This window comes from Streptomyces sp. NPDC032126, from assembly GCF_055580085.1.
Map to the genome: position 1 here is coordinate 350,075 of NZ_JBVIMA010000008.1, position 15,879 is coordinate 365,953.

At 72.0% G+C, this 15,879-nt stretch carries 13 protein-coding genes; 4 read left to right on the forward strand and 9 right to left on the reverse strand.

What is annotated here, in order from left to right; all coding sequences use genetic code 11:
* The first annotated feature begins 186 nt into the window (after positions 1–186).
* From ACZ5NW_RS29085 to ACZ5NW_RS29095, 3 genes are read left to right on the forward strand one after another with little or no spacing between them, the layout of a single operon-like run.
* Positions 187–960 carry a thioesterase II family protein gene (locus ACZ5NW_RS29085; RefSeq protein ID WP_468746910.1) on the forward strand — a complete coding sequence of 258 codons (774 nt, stop codon included), beginning with the start codon at positions 187–189 and terminating at the stop codon, positions 958–960.
* Positions 957–4,049: a non-ribosomal peptide synthetase gene (locus ACZ5NW_RS29090; protein ID WP_468746911.1), complete on the forward strand. Its 3,093-nt coding sequence runs from the start codon at positions 957–959 to the stop codon at positions 4,047–4,049. The genes ACZ5NW_RS29085 and ACZ5NW_RS29090 overlap by 4 nt, the downstream gene beginning before the upstream one ends.
* Positions 4,050–4,052: 3 nt before the next feature.
* Entirely contained in the window at positions 4,053–5,876 is a 1,824-nt protein-coding gene (locus ACZ5NW_RS29095) for a RiPP maturation radical SAM C-methyltransferase (RefSeq protein ID WP_468746912.1), read from the forward strand.
* Positions 5,877–5,903: 27 nt separating this feature from the next.
* Here the strand turns inward: ACZ5NW_RS29095 and ACZ5NW_RS29100 are convergent, their stop codons facing one another.
* Genes ACZ5NW_RS29100 through ACZ5NW_RS29140 form a run of 9 tightly spaced genes read right to left on the reverse strand, consistent with a single transcriptional unit; the run spans position 5,904 to position 13,730 of the window.
* Positions 5,904–6,692 carry an LLM class flavin-dependent oxidoreductase gene (locus ACZ5NW_RS29100; protein ID WP_468746913.1) on the reverse strand — a complete coding sequence of 263 codons (789 nt, stop codon included), beginning with the start codon at positions 6,690–6,692 and terminating at the stop codon, positions 5,904–5,906.
* Positions 6,693–6,713: 21 nt separating this feature from the next.
* Positions 6,714–7,529 (reverse strand): [LysW]-aminoadipate kinase, encoded by an 816-nt coding sequence (locus ACZ5NW_RS29105; RefSeq protein ID WP_468746914.1) that lies wholly within the window; start codon positions 7,527–7,529, stop codon positions 6,714–6,716.
* 36 nt (positions 7,530–7,565) lie between these two features.
* Positions 7,566–8,585, reverse strand: a complete 1,020-nt coding sequence (gene argC, locus ACZ5NW_RS29110) for an N-acetyl-gamma-glutamyl-phosphate reductase (RefSeq protein ID WP_468746982.1) — start codon at positions 8,583–8,585, stop codon at positions 7,566–7,568.
* Between the two features lie 8 nt (positions 8,586–8,593).
* Positions 8,594–8,761: a lysine biosynthesis protein LysW gene (gene lysW / locus ACZ5NW_RS29115; protein ID WP_468746915.1), complete on the reverse strand. Its 168-nt coding sequence runs from the start codon at positions 8,759–8,761 to the stop codon at positions 8,594–8,596.
* The gene (locus tag ACZ5NW_RS29120; RefSeq protein ID WP_468746916.1) at positions 8,758–9,735 is read right to left on the reverse strand and encodes a transketolase family protein; all 978 of its coding nucleotides are present in this window, start codon (positions 9,733–9,735) and stop codon (positions 8,758–8,760) included. The genes lysW and ACZ5NW_RS29120 overlap by 4 nt, the downstream gene beginning before the upstream one ends.
* Positions 9,732–10,556, reverse strand: a complete 825-nt coding sequence (locus ACZ5NW_RS29125; RefSeq protein WP_468746917.1) for a transketolase — start codon at positions 10,554–10,556, stop codon at positions 9,732–9,734. Before ACZ5NW_RS29125 ends, ACZ5NW_RS29120 begins: the two co-directional genes overlap by 4 nt.
* Positions 10,553–11,818, reverse strand: coding sequence for a DegT/DnrJ/EryC1/StrS family aminotransferase (locus tag ACZ5NW_RS29130; protein WP_468746918.1), 1,266 nt, complete (start codon positions 11,816–11,818; stop codon positions 10,553–10,555). The genes ACZ5NW_RS29125 and ACZ5NW_RS29130 overlap by 4 nt, the downstream gene beginning before the upstream one ends.
* On the reverse strand, positions 11,815–12,678 hold the full coding sequence (lysX, locus tag ACZ5NW_RS29135; RefSeq protein ID WP_468746919.1) for a lysine biosynthesis protein LysX: 864 nt from the start codon (positions 12,676–12,678) through the stop codon (positions 11,815–11,817). Before lysX ends, ACZ5NW_RS29130 begins: the two co-directional genes overlap by 4 nt.
* On the reverse strand, positions 12,675–13,730 hold the full coding sequence (locus ACZ5NW_RS29140) for a M20/M25/M40 family metallo-hydrolase (protein WP_468746920.1): 1,056 nt from the start codon (positions 13,728–13,730) through the stop codon (positions 12,675–12,677). Before ACZ5NW_RS29140 ends, lysX begins: the two co-directional genes overlap by 4 nt.
* Positions 13,731–13,976: 246 nt before the next feature.
* Here ACZ5NW_RS29140 and ACZ5NW_RS29145 point away from each other — a divergent pair, with 246 nt between their 5' ends.
* Positions 13,977–15,875, forward strand: a complete 1,899-nt coding sequence (locus ACZ5NW_RS29145) for a radical SAM protein (RefSeq protein WP_468746921.1) — start codon at positions 13,977–13,979, stop codon at positions 15,873–15,875.
* Positions 15,876–15,879: the final 4 nt, after the last annotated feature.

A 15,879-nucleotide genomic window follows, 5' to 3' on the forward strand; every position in this document is an offset into this window, starting at 1 on the left:
GCACCCCCTGTTGCTGCCTGGAGCACTCGGCGGCCATACTCGCACAGGGCATGACCGTTTCACAGCTGGGCCTGCCGTGGCCGACGGGATTCCGGAGGCGCCGCCTCCCATGGTTCCGGGAGCACCGGGCAGGTCGTCGGAACGCACGGGCGAGGCAGGTTCGGCCGGCTACGGGGAGGCAACGGCATGGCGACGGGCGGCAAATGGTTTCTCGCTGATCCTGCCCACCGCCGACATCCCGTCCAACTCGTCTGCCTGCCGCACGCCGGCGCCGGCGCCTCCAAGTACCGCACCTGGCTGGCGGGGCTCTCCGACGACGTCGACGTGCTGCCGGTGCAGTTACCCGGGCGGGAGAACCGCATCCTCGACCCCCTTCCCGCCGAACTGTCCTCGCTGGTGGAGCAGATCGCCGAGGTCGTGCGACAGGCCGGCCTCGATCAGATCGCCCTGTTCGGGCACAGCATGGGCGCCGTCCTCGCCACCAAGGTGTGCGCGGCGCTGGAAGCCTCCAACACCCCGGTGCGGCACCTGTTCGTCTCGGGCCACGCGGGCCCCGGGATGTCCGTGCCGGCGGGATCCCGGCTGAAGGTGAGCCACCGCGACAGCGACGACGTGCTGCTGGACTCGGTCACGGCCGTCGACGCCTCCACCGAAGCGGCCCTCGCCCACCCCGAACTGCGCGCCATCTTCCTGTCCGTGCTCCGCGCGGATCTGCGGCTGATCGTCGACGCGCCGGTCGACGCCGACCGCGTGGACGCCCCCATCACCGTGCTCGGCGGGCTGGACGATCCGCTGCTGACGGGCCGCGATCTGACGGTGTGGTCCCGGATCACCTCCGGCGCCTGCACGGTGCACCGCTTCCCCGGCGGCCACCACTACCTGTCCGCCGGCGCCGAGGCCCTGCTGCCCGTGCTGCGTGCCGAACTCGGCCTGACACCACGGGAGATGGGGGTCCGATGAGCACCGTCGTCTCCAGCGTGCCGCTCTCGTCCGCGCAGCAACGCCTGTTCGCCGAGGAGCACCTCTACCGCACCCGGGCCGCCTACACCGTGGCCAGCGGCGTGCGGATGACCGGCGCATTCAGTGTCCCGGCGCTGCGCGCGGCGCTCGCCGCCGTCACCGAGCGGCACGAGACCCTGCGGACGTCCATCCAGGTGATCGACGGAAAGCCCGCCCAGGCCGTCCTGGACTCGGTGGAGCCCGACCTGGTCCACATCGACCTCGTAGGCCGTCCGGAGGCTGAACGCGCCCGGGCGGCACGGGAGTTGCTGGCCGAGGCCCAGGACCGGCCCTTCGACCTGACCCGGGCGCCGCTGTTCCGGACGCTGCTGGTGCGCGTCGCCCCGGAGGAGCACTGGCTGCTGCTGACCCTGCACCACATCATCGTCGACGGCTGGGGCATGGGCGTGCTCTGGCAGGACCTGCGCACCGCCTACGAGGCCGCCCTGACGGGGAGTTCACCGTCGTTCGAACCGCTCCCCCTCACGTACACGCGGTACGCCGAGCGCCAGCACCGCGCGCTCGGGGAGGAGCGTCTTGACCGGATGCTCGACCAGTGGCGGCGCCGCTTCGCCGGTCCGCTGCCCGGTCCCGCGCTCCCGCTCGACCGACCCAGGCCGCCCGTCCGCGAGTTCGCCGGCGCGTGCCATCTCTTCGCCCTCCCCGGCCCTCTGGTGAGCGCGGTGCGGGAGCTCTCCGTGCGCAACCGCACGACGAGTTTCGTGGTGCTGCTGTCGGTGTTCGCCTGCCTGCTCCAGCGCTACGGCGGCGAGGACGACGTGATCGTGGGCGTTCCGCTGTCCGGCCGCCATCTGCCGGGCACCGAGAACCTCGTGGGGTATCTGGTCAACCCGCTGCCGCTGCGGCTGCGACCGGCGGACGGCATGACCGTCGACGACCTCGTGGCGCAGACCCGCCGGGCCACCCTGGAGGCCATCGACCACCAGGACCTGCCGTTCGACCGGCTCGTCCAGGCGGTGGCCCCGCAGCGGGACCTCAGCGTGCAGCCGCTGTTCCAGACCATGTTCTCGGTGCAGGAGATCCCGGAGGAGGGCGCCGAGTTCCCCGGTGTGCGCACCGAGGCGCTGCCGCTGCCGGACGGCACCACCGCGACCAACGACCTCAACGTGATCTTCCACGACTCGGGGACGGGCATCGAGGCCTATCTCGAATACCGCTCGGATCTGTTCGACGCCGCCACGATCGAGCGCCTCGCCGGTCACTTCCGGAACCTGCTCGCGGATGCCGCGAGGCCCGGCGCCACCGTCGGACGGCTGCGCATGCTCGGACCGGACGAAGAGCGGCTGCTGGTGGGGGAGTTGCCCGGCACCGACCCGGCCGCCGCCCCGGCGCTCGTCCACGCCCTCGTCGAGCGGCACGCCGACCGCACCCCCGACGCGATCGCCGTACGTGACGCGGACGGCGCCCGGCTGACCTACGCGGAGCTGGACCGCCGGGCGAACCAGATGGCCTGGGCCCTGCGGGAAAGGGGCGTCGGCCCCGGCCGTCTCGTCGGCGTCCGGCTGCCGCGCGGCGCCGACCTCGTGGTGGCGCTGCTGGGCGTCCTGAAGGCGGGCGGCGCCTACCTGCCGCTCGACCCGGCGTACCCCGAGCGGCGACTGCGGCAGATCGTGGACGACGCGCGTCCGACCCTCGTACTCGACGCGCTGCCCGACCACGCGGATCGGCCGTCCCGGCGGCCGCCCACGACGGTCCGTCCGGACGATCTGGCGTACGTCATCCATACCTCCGGATCGACCGGCCGGCCCAAGGGCGTCATGATCAGTCACGCGGCCGTGGCCAACTTCGCGGCGCCGGGCCGGCCCATGTCACCGGCGGCCGACGACGTGATGGCCCTGCACTCCTCGACGGCCTTCGACGCCTCGACGCACGAGCTGTGGAGCACCCTGTGCGCGGGCGCGCAGCTCCTCGTGGCCCCCGGAGACCGCCGGCTCGGCCCCGACGAGTACCGCCGGCTCCTCGGCGAGGCCACCGCGCTCCTCCTCACCCCCGGGCTGTTCGCGGTGCTCGCCGACCACGACGGCGCCGCGCTGGGGAACGTGCGCCGGCTGAACCTCGGCGGCGACCACCTGGACCCCGACTCCGTCGCGCGGGTCCGTCACCGGCCCGGCCTGACGACGCTGAACTGCTACGGCCCCACGGAGTGCACCGTCGCGGTCGCCACCGGGCCCGCGACGCGGCGCACCCCGTTCGGCCGGGTCCCGATCGGGCGGCCCGTGCCCGGTGCCCGGCTCCACGTCCTCGACCGGCGGCTACGCCCCGTGCCGCTCGGCGTGCCCGGTGAGCTGTACGTCGGCGGGGTCCCCCTCGCCCGCGGTTACGCCGGCCGTCCCGCGCTGACCGCGTCGCGCTTCGTGGCCAGCCCGTTCGAGCCGGGCGCCCGGCTCTACCGCACCGGAGACCTGGTGCGCAGGCTGCCCGACGGTTCCCTGGAGGTCCTGGGGCGCAACGACGACCAGGTCAAGATCCGGGGCTTCCGGATCGAGCCCGCGGAGGTGGAGGAGGCCCTGCGCAGCCATCCCGCCGTCCGGTCGGCCGTGGTGGTGGCGGGCCGCGACGGGCGGGATCTCGTCGGATACGTCACCACCGCCTCGCGCCTGCCGGACTCCGGGGAGGGGATCCTCGGCCATCTGCGGGAGCGGCTGCCCGGGTACATGGTGCCCGGCGCCCTCGTCGTCCTCGACGAGCTGCCGCTGACCGTCAACGGCAAGGTGGACCGGGCACGGCTGCCCGACCCCGCCGGGGCACCCGCGCCGCCACGGCCCGCGACCGGTCTCACGCCCGCCCAGCGGCTGGTCGCCGACGTGTGGAAGGAGGTGCTGGAGATGGAGGAGATCGACCTCGACGACGACTTCTTCGAGATCGGCGGCGACTCCCTCAGCGCCCTGCGCGCGGTCGCCGAACTGGCTGACCGCGGTGTGCCGGTGTCCCTGGGCGACATCTACCGGCTGGGCACGGTGCGCGGCTGCGCGGAGCTGGTCCCGGAACGGGACGAAATCGAGCACGAGGACCGTGGGGAAGGTGGATGACCCGTGCTCAAGGTGGCCTTGGTCAACATGCCGTTCGCGGACTGGAACCGGCCGTCCTTCGCGCTGAGCCAGCTCTCCGCGCTCGTCGCCCGTGACTTCCCGCGAGAGGCCGAGGCGCGGGTCTGCTACCCGAACCTCGACCTTCTGCCGTACTTCGGCACCGACCTGTACGACGCGATCGCCGGAGGGCTCGACCATCTGCTGTCCGGTCTCGGGGAGTGGATGTTCCGGCCGGTGGCCTTCCCGGACCTCCCGGACAACGAGGACGCCTACTTCGGCCGCTACTACCGGGGGCGCCGATGGCGGGAGTTCCGGGAGCGGGTGACCGACCTGCGCGCGGGTCTCACCGAGCGCTGCGCCCGGCTGATCGACGAGCACGAACTCGCCTCCGCCGACGTCGTGGGGTTCACCTCGATGTTCGCGCAGAACCTGCCGAGCCTGGCGATGGCCCGGCTGATCAAGGAGCGCAATCCGGATGTGGTGACCGTCATGGGCGGCGCCAACTGCGAGGCCCCCCTGGGCACGGTGATCGCGGCCCATGTCCCCACGGTCGACTACGTGTTCTCCGGGCCGGCGCTGCACACCTTCCCCGACTTCCTGCGCTGCCTGCTCGACGGCAGACCCGACGCCGCGGAGCAGCTGCCGGGGGTCATCACCCGCGGCAACCACACCCAGGCCCGGTACGGCCTGGCCGTCGGGCGGGACCGGGACATCGACGACTTCTTCGCACCGGACTTCACCGGGTTCGTCACGGCATTCGACACCACGCGCGCCGGGCTGGCCGGGGACGCGGCCCGCCGCGAGCCGGAGCTGTTCTTCGAGACCTCCCGCGGCTGCTGGTGGGGCCAGCGCTCGCACTGCACCTTCTGCGGTCTCAACGGCCTCGGCATGGGCTACCGCGCGATGGCCCCGGAGACCGCCCTGCGCCAGTTCCGCCGGCTGTTCGCGTACGCCCCCTGGTGCCGCTCGTTCGCCTGCACCGACAACATCATGCCCAAGTCCTACCCCAAGGAGGTCTTCGCCCGCCTGGAGGCGCCCGCCGACGTCTCGCTGTTCTACGAGATCAAGGTCCCCGTGTCCGACCGCGACCTGGAGGCGATGGCACGGGCCGGCGTGCGCCGCGTGCAGCCCGGCATCGAGGCCCTGTCCACCAGCACGCTGACCCTGATGCGCAAGGGCACGACGGCCTTCCTGAACCTGCAGTTCCTGAGGAACTGCCTGCGTCACGCCATGACCCCCGAGTGGAACCTGCTGATGGGCTTCCCCGGCGAGCGGGCCGAGGTGTACGAGAAGTACGCGCGCGACCTGCCGCTGCTGACCCATCTGCCGCCGCCGACCGGCGCCCACCTGGTCCGCTTCGACCGCTTCAGCCCGTACCACACCGAACGCGCGAGCTACGGGCTGGATCTGCGCCCGCTGCCCTTCTACGAGCTGCTGTACCCCTTCGACAGCGCCGCGCTGGAGCAGATCGCGTACTTCTTCGCCGACCACAGCCTGTCGCAGTACACCCTCGACGCCACCCGGTGGCTGGGGCCGCTGAACGAGGCGATCGCGCGCTGGCGCCGGGCCTGGGAGGAGGACCGGCCGGTCCTGGAACTGCGCGACGGCGAGGTCCACGACACCCGGTGGGGAGAGCCGAGGCGGACCGCGGTCGACGACACCGCCGCGGCCCTGCTGCGCAGGCTCACCTCACCGGCCAGGCCGGAGCGGCTGGCGGCGGAACTGGGGCTGCCCGAGGGTCAGGTGAGCTCGCTGCTGGCGCGCTTCGACGAGCGGCGGCTGCTGTTCGAGGAGGGCGGCCAGGTCATGACGCTGGTCAGCGTCTGACCGGCCGCCGTCCATGGCGTCGCGGGGTCACCAGGTGGGCGGCCCCGCCGCGATCCGGTCACGGACGGCGGACAGCGAGACGTCCCACGGCGGCGGGGTGTGCACCCACCAGGTGACGCCCGCGGACTCGTAGCCCGCGAGGTCTCCCTCCGTGCCGCAGATCACCAGGTCGAACCCGGGCCGGTCGGCGGCTCCCACCCGGTCCACGACGTCCCGGATCTCGGCGGTGCTGAAGGGCTTCGGCTCGGCCTTGAGCGGCACATAGCCGTCCCAGGCGCGGGCCCGGCCCAGCGGCCCGGACAACGGCCACTGGCCACCGACCCACACCGGGATACGGGGCTGCTGGAGCGGCGTCGGACGGAACACCGCGTCGCGCACCCGGTGGTGCTCGCCGTCGAAGGAGAAGCGCTCGCCGGTCCACAGCCCCGCCAGGACGGCCAGCGCCTCGTCGAGCAGCGCCGCCCGGGTGCGCGCGTCGTCCGCCTCGCCCAGGTCGTCGAACTCCTTGGGGAAGGCCCCCGATCCGACGCCGAGGACGAGGCGGCCGCCGCTGAGCCGGTCCAGTGTCACCGTCTCCCGCGCCACCTTGTGCGGGCGGCGCCGGGACAGCGGTGCGACCAGCGGGCCGAACCGGATCCGCTCTGTGCCCAGCGCCACCGCCGTCAGCGCGATCCACGGGTCGACGATCTCGTCGGCGTACGGCCACACCACGTGGTCCCAGACGAAGAAGCCGTCCCAGCCGGAGCGCTCGGCGAGGCCGGCCAGCTCCGCCAGGACGCGGACGTCGGCGAATTCCCCGAACGTCGGTACGTTCACCCCACAACGCATCGCACGAACCTAGCCTTCCTGTGTCGACAGTGGAAAAACCCTGGTCCCGGTCTCACCGCGCAGCGCCGCCGCCAGAGGTGACTTTCGGTCACCGCCGCAGACGCGGACCTCGCCGACCCCGCCGGCCAGCGCCTCCTGGGCGGCCACCAGCTTGATCGCCATGCCTCCGGCGGCCCCCGGGACGGGCGGCCGGCACTGGGCCAGCACGCTGGATGGATCGTCGGGGTCGGCGAGGACGCCCGGAGCGCCCGTGACGAACACCAGACGGTCGGCCCGCAGCGCCACGGCCACGGCCGCGGCCACGCGGTCCGCGTTGGTGTTGACGGGCTCTCCGTCCTCGGCCAGGGCCGGGGGCGAGATCACCGGCACCACGCCCATGGCCAGCAGGGAGCGCAGGAACCCGGAGTCCACGGACACGATCCGGCCGCCGCGGTCGTCGCGGACGACGGTCGTACGGCCGTCCACGACGGCCCGTACGGCCCGCTTGCGCCGGGCCCGCAGCAGGCCGGCGTCGAGTCCGGTCAGGCCGACGGCCCGTACGCCGTGGCGGGCGAGCCGGCCGACCAGGGCCGGCTTCACCCGGCCGGCCAGGGCGAGCAGCAGGACGTCCAGGGTGGCCTCGTCGGTGTAGCGGGTGGTCACGCCGTCGGGCGCGGTGAGCGTGCGCAGGCGTACCCCGAGCCGGTCGGCGAGCCGGGTCATCTCGGTGGCACCGCCGTGCACCAGCACGACGGGCGTTCCACCGGCGGTCAGGTCGGCCACGTCGGCGCACAGCGCGTCCGCGTCCAGCTCCTCGCTCCCGCCGAACTTCACGACTACGGTCACGGTCTCCTCACAGCGCTCACGGCGTTCGGCGGGCGGTCACAGCGGATGCAGTCCGGGGAACTCCAGCCCGAGCCGCTCGGGCCACCCCATACGGATGTTGAGGCACTGCACGGCGTTGCCCCCGGCGCCCTTGACCAGGTTGTCCAGGGCGGCGACCACGACGACATCGCGTCCGTCGGGGCCGAGGGCGAAGCCCACGTCGCAGAAGTTCGAGCCGAGCAGCACCTTGGGGTCCGGCAGCCGGTACAGGCCCCGGCGCTGGGCCACGATCCGTACGAACGGCTCCTCCTGGTAGTGGGCGCGGTACAGGCGGCGCAGCCGGGCCTCGTCGAGCGGTGCGGACAGCCGGGTCCGGCACACGACCTGGACGCCGCGCACCGCGGGCGTGCCCGTCGCGGTCATGGTGACGTCCAGACCGGTCGCCTGGCCGACCTCCGCCTCGTGCCGGTGGCCCAGCGGGGCGAAGACCCGCAGGGCGCCGCTGCGTTCGGCGTGCAGGTTGGTCGTGGTGGCCGTCGAGCCGGAGCCGCTGGAGCCGACCCGGCCGTCCACCCACACCCGGGAGTCGACCAGCCCCTCCGCGGCGAGGGGGTACAGGGCCAGGGTGGCCGCGTTCGCGGTGCACCCCGGCACGCTGATCCGGTCGGCCTCGGTGAGTTCCTTGCGCAGGCGTTCCGGCCAGCCGGTGACGAAACGGGAGAGCAGGCGCGGCTCGGCGTGCGGCACACCGTAGTAACTCTCGTACGTCCGCGGGTCCTTGAGGCGGAAGTCGGCGCTGAGGTCGATCAGGCACGGCACCTGCGGGAGCGCCGGGATCAGCCGCATGGTCTCGCGGTGGGGTGTGGCGAGGAACAGCACGTCGCAGGACGGCAGGTCGGAGGGTGCGGTGAAGACGGCGTCGGTGGTGCCCCGCAGATTCGGGTGTGCGCCGTCGACCCGCCGCCCGGCCAGCCGGGTGGACACGGCGGTGACCTCCGCGACCCGGGGGTGGCAGAGCAGCAGCCGCAGCAGTTCCCCGCCGGTGTAGCCCGACGCGCCGAAGACGCCCGCTCGGATGCCCGCCACTACTCGCCCCAGTCCTCCTCGATCTCGGGTGCGAGCGCCAGCACCACCGGGTCGAGCGCCATCACCTCCAGCTCCGCCCGGCACTCCGGGCATTCGAGGATCTCGTGCTGCCGGACCGCGTCCGCGGGCCGCAGGTCGCTCGTGCACTCGGGGCACGTCAGGGTCATCGGACCTTCTCCGTTCGTCTGCTCGTGCGCGACACGGCGATCCGTGCCGCTGCCTCTGCTACGCGTTCCGCGGTGATGCCGGTGTGCGCCAGCAACTCCTCTTCGTCACCCACCTCGTCGACGTGGGCCGAGTCGGCGCCGATCACGGTGACCGGGCAGGGGTGGGCGCCGCACACGGTCTCGCACACCGCGCCGCCCAGCCCGCCGGCCACGACGTGGTCCTCGACCGTGACGATGCCGGCGGTCTCCCGGGCGGCCCTGAGGACGGCGGCGCGGTCCAGTGGCTGGATCGTGTGCATGTTGAGCACGCGGACCGACACGCCGTCACGTGCCAGTTCCCGGTGGGCCTCCAGGGCCGTGCGCACCGGCAGCGGCCCGCAGGCGACGACCGTGACGTCGTCACCGGCGGCGAGCTCGACCGCGGTGCCCGGGGCGAACGCGTAGGGGTGCCGGTACACGAGGGGGGTCGGCGCGCGCCCCAGCCGGATGAACACCGGTCCCGGCAGTGCGGCGGCGGCCCGTACCGCCTGGCGGGTCTCGACCGTGTCGGCCGGCACGATCACCGTCATGCGGGGCATCGTGCGCAGGACGGCCAGGTCGTACAGGGCGTGGTGGCTGGGCCCGTAGTGGCCCGCGGAGAGCCCGCCGTGGGTGGCGACGACCCGCACCGGCAGTCCCGTCGCCGCCACGTCGTTGCGCAGTTGTTCGGCGGCGCGGGCGGTCGCGAAGGCGCTCATCGTGTGGGCGAACGGGATCAGCCCCGTCGAGGCCAGTCCCGCCGCGACGCCCATGAGGTTGGCCTCCGCGATGCCGACGTTGACGTACTGCTCGGGCAGTTCGGCGCCGAAGGTGTCCTCCAGGCCGCCGGTGTCGGAGTCGACGCACATGATCCGGGAGTCGGCGCGGGCCAGCTCCAGGAGCGTGCGGCGGTACATCTCGCGGGTGCTGCCCGCGTGTTCCTCTTCCCAGGTCACCGCCCGGCTCCCTCCGCGCGCCGCAGCCCCGCGACGGCCCGCTCGTACAGCCGCGGGGTCAGGTGCACGTAGTGGCTCTTGCGGCGGTCCTCGAAGATCGGCACGCCGCGGCCCTTGACCGTCCGGGCGATGACCACGGTCGGCCGGCCCGGTGTGGCGGGCGGCGCGCAGAACACGTCGTGGAGGGCGTCCAGGTCGTGGCCGTCGACCTCGGCGCACTCCCAGCCGAAGGCGCGCCAGCGCTCCGCCAGCGGCTCCAGGGGCACGCAGTCCTCCGTCCTGCCGGTGATCTGCCAGCCGTTGCGGTCGACGACGGCCACCAGGTTGTCGAGGCCGAACCGGGGCGCCGACATGATCGCCTCCCAGTTGGACCCCTCCTGGAGCTCGCCGTCGCCGAGGACGACGAAGGCACGGAGGGGCCGGCCCGTGCGCCGCGCGCCGAGCGCGATACCGGTGGCCAGGGACAGGCCGTGGCCCAGGGAGCCGGTGGGGAACTCGACCCCGGGCAGCCGGCCGAGGGGGTGGCCGGCCAGCCTGCCGCCGTGCCGGCCGTATGTCAGGCACTCCTCGGGCGGGAAGTAGCCGTGCTCGGAGAGGACCGCGTACAGCGCGGCGGCCGCGTGCCCCTTGCTCAGCACGAGCCGGTCCCGGTCGGGCCAGTCGGGTTCCTGCGGCCGTACGCGCAGCACCCGGGAGTAGAGCACCGTGAGGATGTCCACCACGGAGAGGCTGCCGCCGACGTGGGTGCCGTGCTCGGTCGCCCCGATCCGGAGAACCGTTTCCCTCGCGCGCTGGGCGCGGGCCCTCAGCTCGCTCGTCATGACCGGCTCCGCCGCGCCAGGGAACCGAGCACGTCCAGTTGGGCCCAGACCTTGTGGAAGGCCTCGGCGCAGCGCTCCAGCACCGGCCCGGACGCCGGGTTCAGGTGCCAGCGCTGCAAGGTCAGCGAGTCCTCCAGGACCGCCTCCGTGACCGGGTGCTGTCCGGCGCGGTAGGGCCGCCGGGCGGCCAGGGCAGGCTGGGCGGGCAGGGGCACGGACTGATAGCGCTGCACCGGTACGCCCTCGGCGCGCAGCGCCCGTTGCAGGATCGACCGCATCGCCCCGGGCGCCACGTCGGCGAAGCCCATGGCCGCCGTGTCGAACCGGAATCGCAGCATGTGCCAGGCGTGGGTGCGGTCCTCGGGGCAGTCCGGCAGCACCAGGCCGGGCAGGCCGTCGAGCCGCTCCAGCAGGGATGTCACGTTCCTGGTGCGCGCCGCCGCGCGTTCCGGCAGCAGGTCCAGCTGGCAGAGGGCGAACGCGGCCTGGATCGCGCTGAGTTTGGCGTTGCCGGCGATCACCTCGGAGGCGTAGGGCCTTGGGCCCTTGTCCGGGATGCGCTCGCCGAACTGGCGCAGCAGCACGGCCCGTTCGTGCAGGGCGGGGTCGTCCGTGGTGAGGAGTCCGCCCTCGCCGGCGGTCGGCAGGTTCTTGGACGCGTTCATGCTGAAGGCGGCCATGTCCCCGAGGGCCCCGGCCCGCCGGCCCCGGTAGGTGGCGCCGTGCGCCTGCGCGGCGTCCTCGATCAGCACCAGGTCGTGCCGGTCGGCCAGGGCACGTAACGCGGCCATGTCGCAGGGCAGTCCGTGCAGATGTACGGCGAGGATCGCCCGGGTGCGGGGGGTGATCGCGGCCTCGGCGGCCGCCGGGTCCAGGTTGAGGGTGCGCGGCTCGATGTCGGCGAAGACGGGCTCGACCTGGTACCGCAGGGGCGCGGTGGCGCTGGCGACGAACGACAGCGCGGGCACGACGATCTCGGCGCCCGGTTCCAGCCCCGCGGCGGCGACGGCCAGTTCGATCGCGGTGGTGCCGTTGGCGACGGCCGCGCAGTGCCGGGTCCCGGTGAAGTCCGCCCACCGTGTCTCCAGGCGGCCGACGACGGCGCCGCCGGCGCCGACGGAGGTGAAGCCCCCGTCGTCCAGTACGCCGAGCACCGCGGCCCGTTCGGCGTCGGTGACGATCGGCCAGGTCAGCAGGGTGCGGTCCTGGTCGTCCAGGGCGACGGCCCGGCTGCCCCCGAACATCGCCAGTTTGTCGCTCATCGCTCCAGCCTTTCGAGGGCGTAGTCGACGTAGCGGCCCACCAGATCGAGACCGAGGGCGTCGGCGGCGCCGTGGAACTCCGGCGTGTGGTTGACCTCCAGCACGTACAGCCGCCCGTCGCCGTCCTCCACCACGTCGATGCCGTAGACGCCCGGTCCCAGGGCCTCGGAGGTGGCGAGCAGCACCTTGGCCAGGTCGTCGCCGACCGGGCAGGCGGAGGTCACCGCTCCCGCCGCGGTGTTGGTCCGCCAGTGGGCGGAGGTGCGGTAGACGGCGCCGAGGATCTCGTCGCCCGCCACGAGCCCGCGGATGTCCCGGCCGGGCTTGACGACGTATTCCTGCACGTAGGTGATGTGCTGCTGGGCGCCCGGCAGCGCGGCGCGGTGCTCCAGGACGGCCTCGGCGGCGTCGTCGTCGGTGAGCCGTGCCGCCAGCCTGCCCCAGGAGCCGACGAGCGGCTTGACCACGGCGGGCAGCCCGAAGTCCGGCAGTTCGCCGAGCGCGGCCTGGGGGGTCAGGGCGACGAGGGTGCGCGGGGTCGGTACTCCGGCGGCGCGCAGGGCCAGCGTGGTGAGCAGCTTGTCCCCGCACAGCGCGATCACCTCGGCGCCGTTGACCACCGGCACACCGGAGTGTTCCAGGAGGCGGGCGGCGTAGTGGGCGCGGTGGTGGGAGATCTCGCGGGCGAGGGCGCCCCGGAAGGGCGGGCGCGGCGCGTCCGGCCGGTCCAGGCGGAACGTCGCGGTCCGGGTGTCGACGATCTCGTAGGGGACGCCCCGGCGGTCGAGTTCGTGGAGCAGCAGCTTCTCCTCGACCCGGACGCGGGACGTGAGCACGGCGAGCGGCTCTCCCGTGCTCACCGCGAACGTCCCGTCACCGGGGTCCTGCGGACCAGCTGGCCGGAGATCAGTTCCAGCGCGTCGGTCAGGACGTCGACCGACGTCAAAAAGTCGGCCAGGTCGATCCGTTCCTCGTCGCTGTGGTCCAGCGTGGAGTCCCCGGGACCGTACGCGGCGATCGGCACCGGCCAGACGGAGCCCACCACGTTCATGTCGGAGGTCCCCAGTTTCACCTTCACCGCGGGCGGGCCCACGTGGCGGCGCACGGATTCCGACAGCGCGGACACGACCGGGTCCGTGCGGGTCGAGCGCACCGCGGGCACCTCCTCCAGGAAGGTGAGCGGGTCGGCGCCGGCGCGTTCGCGCAGCCAGGCGCGCAAGGCGGCGGCGTCGAAGCCGGGCGGGGTGCGGCACGCGAACACCGCCTGCGCGCGGGTGGCGTCGCCCTCCAGCGAGGTGACCGTGGCGATGGGCACGTCGAACATGCGGTCGCCGCCCGGTCCCGGTCCGCCGGCGGCTCCGGACGTCACATGGGCCAGCGCGTCATGGGCGAACTCCACGGCCACTTCGACGGCCTTGGGCTCCGGACGGCTGGGATGCATCGCGGGACGGGTGACATCGAGACGGAAGCGCAGGACGCCCTTGTAGCCGAGGACGACGGTGCCGACGCCGCTGGGTTCGCCGATGACGACGGCGTCGGGTTCCTCGCCGTCCAGCAGGTGCCGGGCGCCGGCGGAGTCGCCCTCCTCGCCGACGGCTCCCACCACGCGGATCCGCGCCGGGAGGCCGGGGCCGGCCGCTGCTGCCGCGAACAGCATCGCGGCGAGCGGGCCCTTGGCGTCGACGGCTCCCCGGCCGTGCAGAACACCGTCCCGGAGATACACGGGAAGTTGGCTGGAAATAGTGTCCATATGGCCGAGAAGCATGATCTCCGGGCTGTCCGGGGGCCCGATTTCGGCCACCAGATTACCGATTTCATCGAGCTTCCCGGCCAGCCCCAGCTGGTTTGCCACGGTGACGAGATACTCGGCCAACTCCCGTTCCTCCCCGGTGGGGGAAGGGATTTGGATCATGCGATGGAGCGTTGACGTTGGGCTTAGCCCTCCGTTCACTCTCGGCCTCGCTTCCTGGCCCGGTCGGTGATCCGCTGACCGGACAACCATGACACGCGGCTGTCCGGTTCCGCCACCCCTTGCATCAGGCATCGTCCTCTTCACAACTCGCCCCGGAGAGTGCATCCTTTATCGAGCGCATGCCTACTCACCGGCATCCCCGCCGGAGAGCGAGAGGAACTGTCGGCCGATGGGGGATTGGCAGAGATGAAGACGGTCACACTCGTCGAACTCACCGCGTTCAGCAAGATCGTGCCACTCGCCACAGCATACCTGAAAAGCTATTCCTCCCAAGACCCCGATATCACCGCCAATTTCTCCCTGGACATCTACGACGCGCCCGTCACGGCGGACCGGAACGCCATTCTCGAAGAGCTGGAGAAGCGGCACAGCGATGTCTACGCGATGAGCTGCTACCTCTGGAACATGGAGCTGGTCCGCTGGGTGGTCGAGCGGCTGTCCCAAGCCGTTCCCGACGCGCTGTTCATCCTGGGCGGCCCCCAGGTCATGCACCACGCGCACCAGTACGTACGGCCGGACCAGACCAACATCGTGGTCTGCGACGGCGAGGGCGAGCGCACCTTCCACGCGTACCTGCGCCAGCTGATGACCGGGGAGCCGGACTTCGCGCAGGTCCCGGGCATCAGCTTCTGGCGCGACGGGGAACTCGTGACCACCGAGAAGCCCGAGCGGATCAAGGACCTGTCCGAGATCCCCTCCCCCTACACGGCCGGCTATTTCGAGAAGGGGAAGTACACCTTCGCCGTCCTGGAGTCGAACCGAGGCTGCCCGTACAACTGCGGGTTCTGCTTCTGGGGAGCCGCGACCAATTCCAAGGTGAACCGTTTCGAGACCGATCGGGTGCTCGACGACATCACCTACATGAGCGAGAACGGATACACCACGATCTTCCTCGCCGACGCCAACTGGGGCATGGCGCCCCGAGACGTCGACTTCACCCGGCACATGGTGGAGTGCAAAAAGAAGAACGGGTATCCGATGATGATTTCGATGAACGCCGCCAAGAACAAGCCGGACCGCGTGGCCGACATCACCAAAATCCTTGTCGACGGCGGTCTTCTGACCAGTCAGCCGATTTCTCTCCAGTCCATGGACAAGGATGTGCTGCGCCTCATCGACCGCAGCAACATCAAGTCCGAGACGTACACCGCATTGCAGCGCACATTACGTGAGCAGAACATCAGCTCGTACATCGAGATGATCTGGCCGCTGCCCGGGGAGACGAACGAGTCCTTCAAGAACGGAATCACGGAACTGTGCCGTTCGCGGGCGGACACCATTCTCGTCTATCCGCAATTGCTACTGCACAACACCCCCATCTACGAGAGCCGTGAGGTGCTCGGGGTGAAGGTGCGCAGGGTGCCGGACGAGGTGGCCGAGGCCGACGTGGTCGTCGGGACCAACTGGATCGACGAGCAGCAGTACGACCAGGGGGTCTGGCTGTACTACGCCATGCTCTCCCTGTACAACCTGCGGGGGCTGTACTACCTCGCCAACCATCTGGACCGCACGGGACAGCGGACGTTCGGGGACCTGTTCGAGTCCGCGGTGGAATTCTTCCGGAATCGCACGGCGGAGAGCCGGGTCTGCGCGTACATGGAGGAGTCCGTGGCCGGGCTCGGAAACTACTACCTCCTCAACGCCGGGCACCTGGCGCACATGACACTCCACGCCGATCGGCCCGAATTCGACGCGCTGCTGCACGAGTTCGTCAGCGGACAGGACTTCTGGGGCGATCCGGAGAACCGGGCCATGTTCGAACTGGACCTCCTGGCCCGCCCGTACATTTACCGGGAGAAGCCCGTCCTGCCGAACCACACGTTCGAACAGCTGACGGTCGAGCCGCACGCCGGCGGTTTCCGTGTGACGGCGCCCCGCCAGGTGACCGAACTCCTCGTGGAACTGGACGTGTCGGGGCAGAACCTCGAGGGGCCTCTCCTGCTGACCCACCCGCCGCAGGACAAGCTGCCCTATCTCGCCGACCGCCCGCTGGAGGACAACATCTCCTACTGCCAGGGCATGACACTGCACCTGCGGTCGATGCTGCCCGAGTGGACGCCCCAACTGCCCGCGACGGTCGGCTGACCGT

What these genes read in the sequence shown, in the direction of transcription:
- ACZ5NW_RS29130 (WP_468746918.1), bottom strand. Translation starts at nt 11,818, where the DNA reads ATGAGCGACAAACTGGCGATGTTCGGGGGCAGCCGGGCCGTCGCCCTG.
- ACZ5NW_RS29090 (WP_468746911.1), top strand. Translation starts at nt 957, where the DNA reads ATGAGCACCGTCGTCTCCAGCGTGCCGCTCTCGTCCGCGCAGCAACGC.
- lysW (WP_468746915.1), bottom strand. Translation starts at nt 8,761, where the DNA reads ATGACCCTGACGTGCCCCGAGTGCACGAGCGACCTGCGGCCCGCGGAC.
- ACZ5NW_RS29145 (WP_468746921.1), top strand. Translation starts at nt 13,977, where the DNA reads ATGAAGACGGTCACACTCGTCGAACTCACCGCGTTCAGCAAGATCGTG.
- ACZ5NW_RS29085 (WP_468746910.1), top strand. Translation starts at nt 187, where the DNA reads ATGGCGACGGGCGGCAAATGGTTTCTCGCTGATCCTGCCCACCGCCGA.
- ACZ5NW_RS29125 (WP_468746917.1), bottom strand. Translation starts at nt 10,556, where the DNA reads ATGACGAGCGAGCTGAGGGCCCGCGCCCAGCGCGCGAGGGAAACGGTT.
- ACZ5NW_RS29140 (WP_468746920.1), bottom strand. Translation starts at nt 13,730, where the DNA reads ATGATCCAAATCCCTTCCCCCACCGGGGAGGAACGGGAGTTGGCCGAG.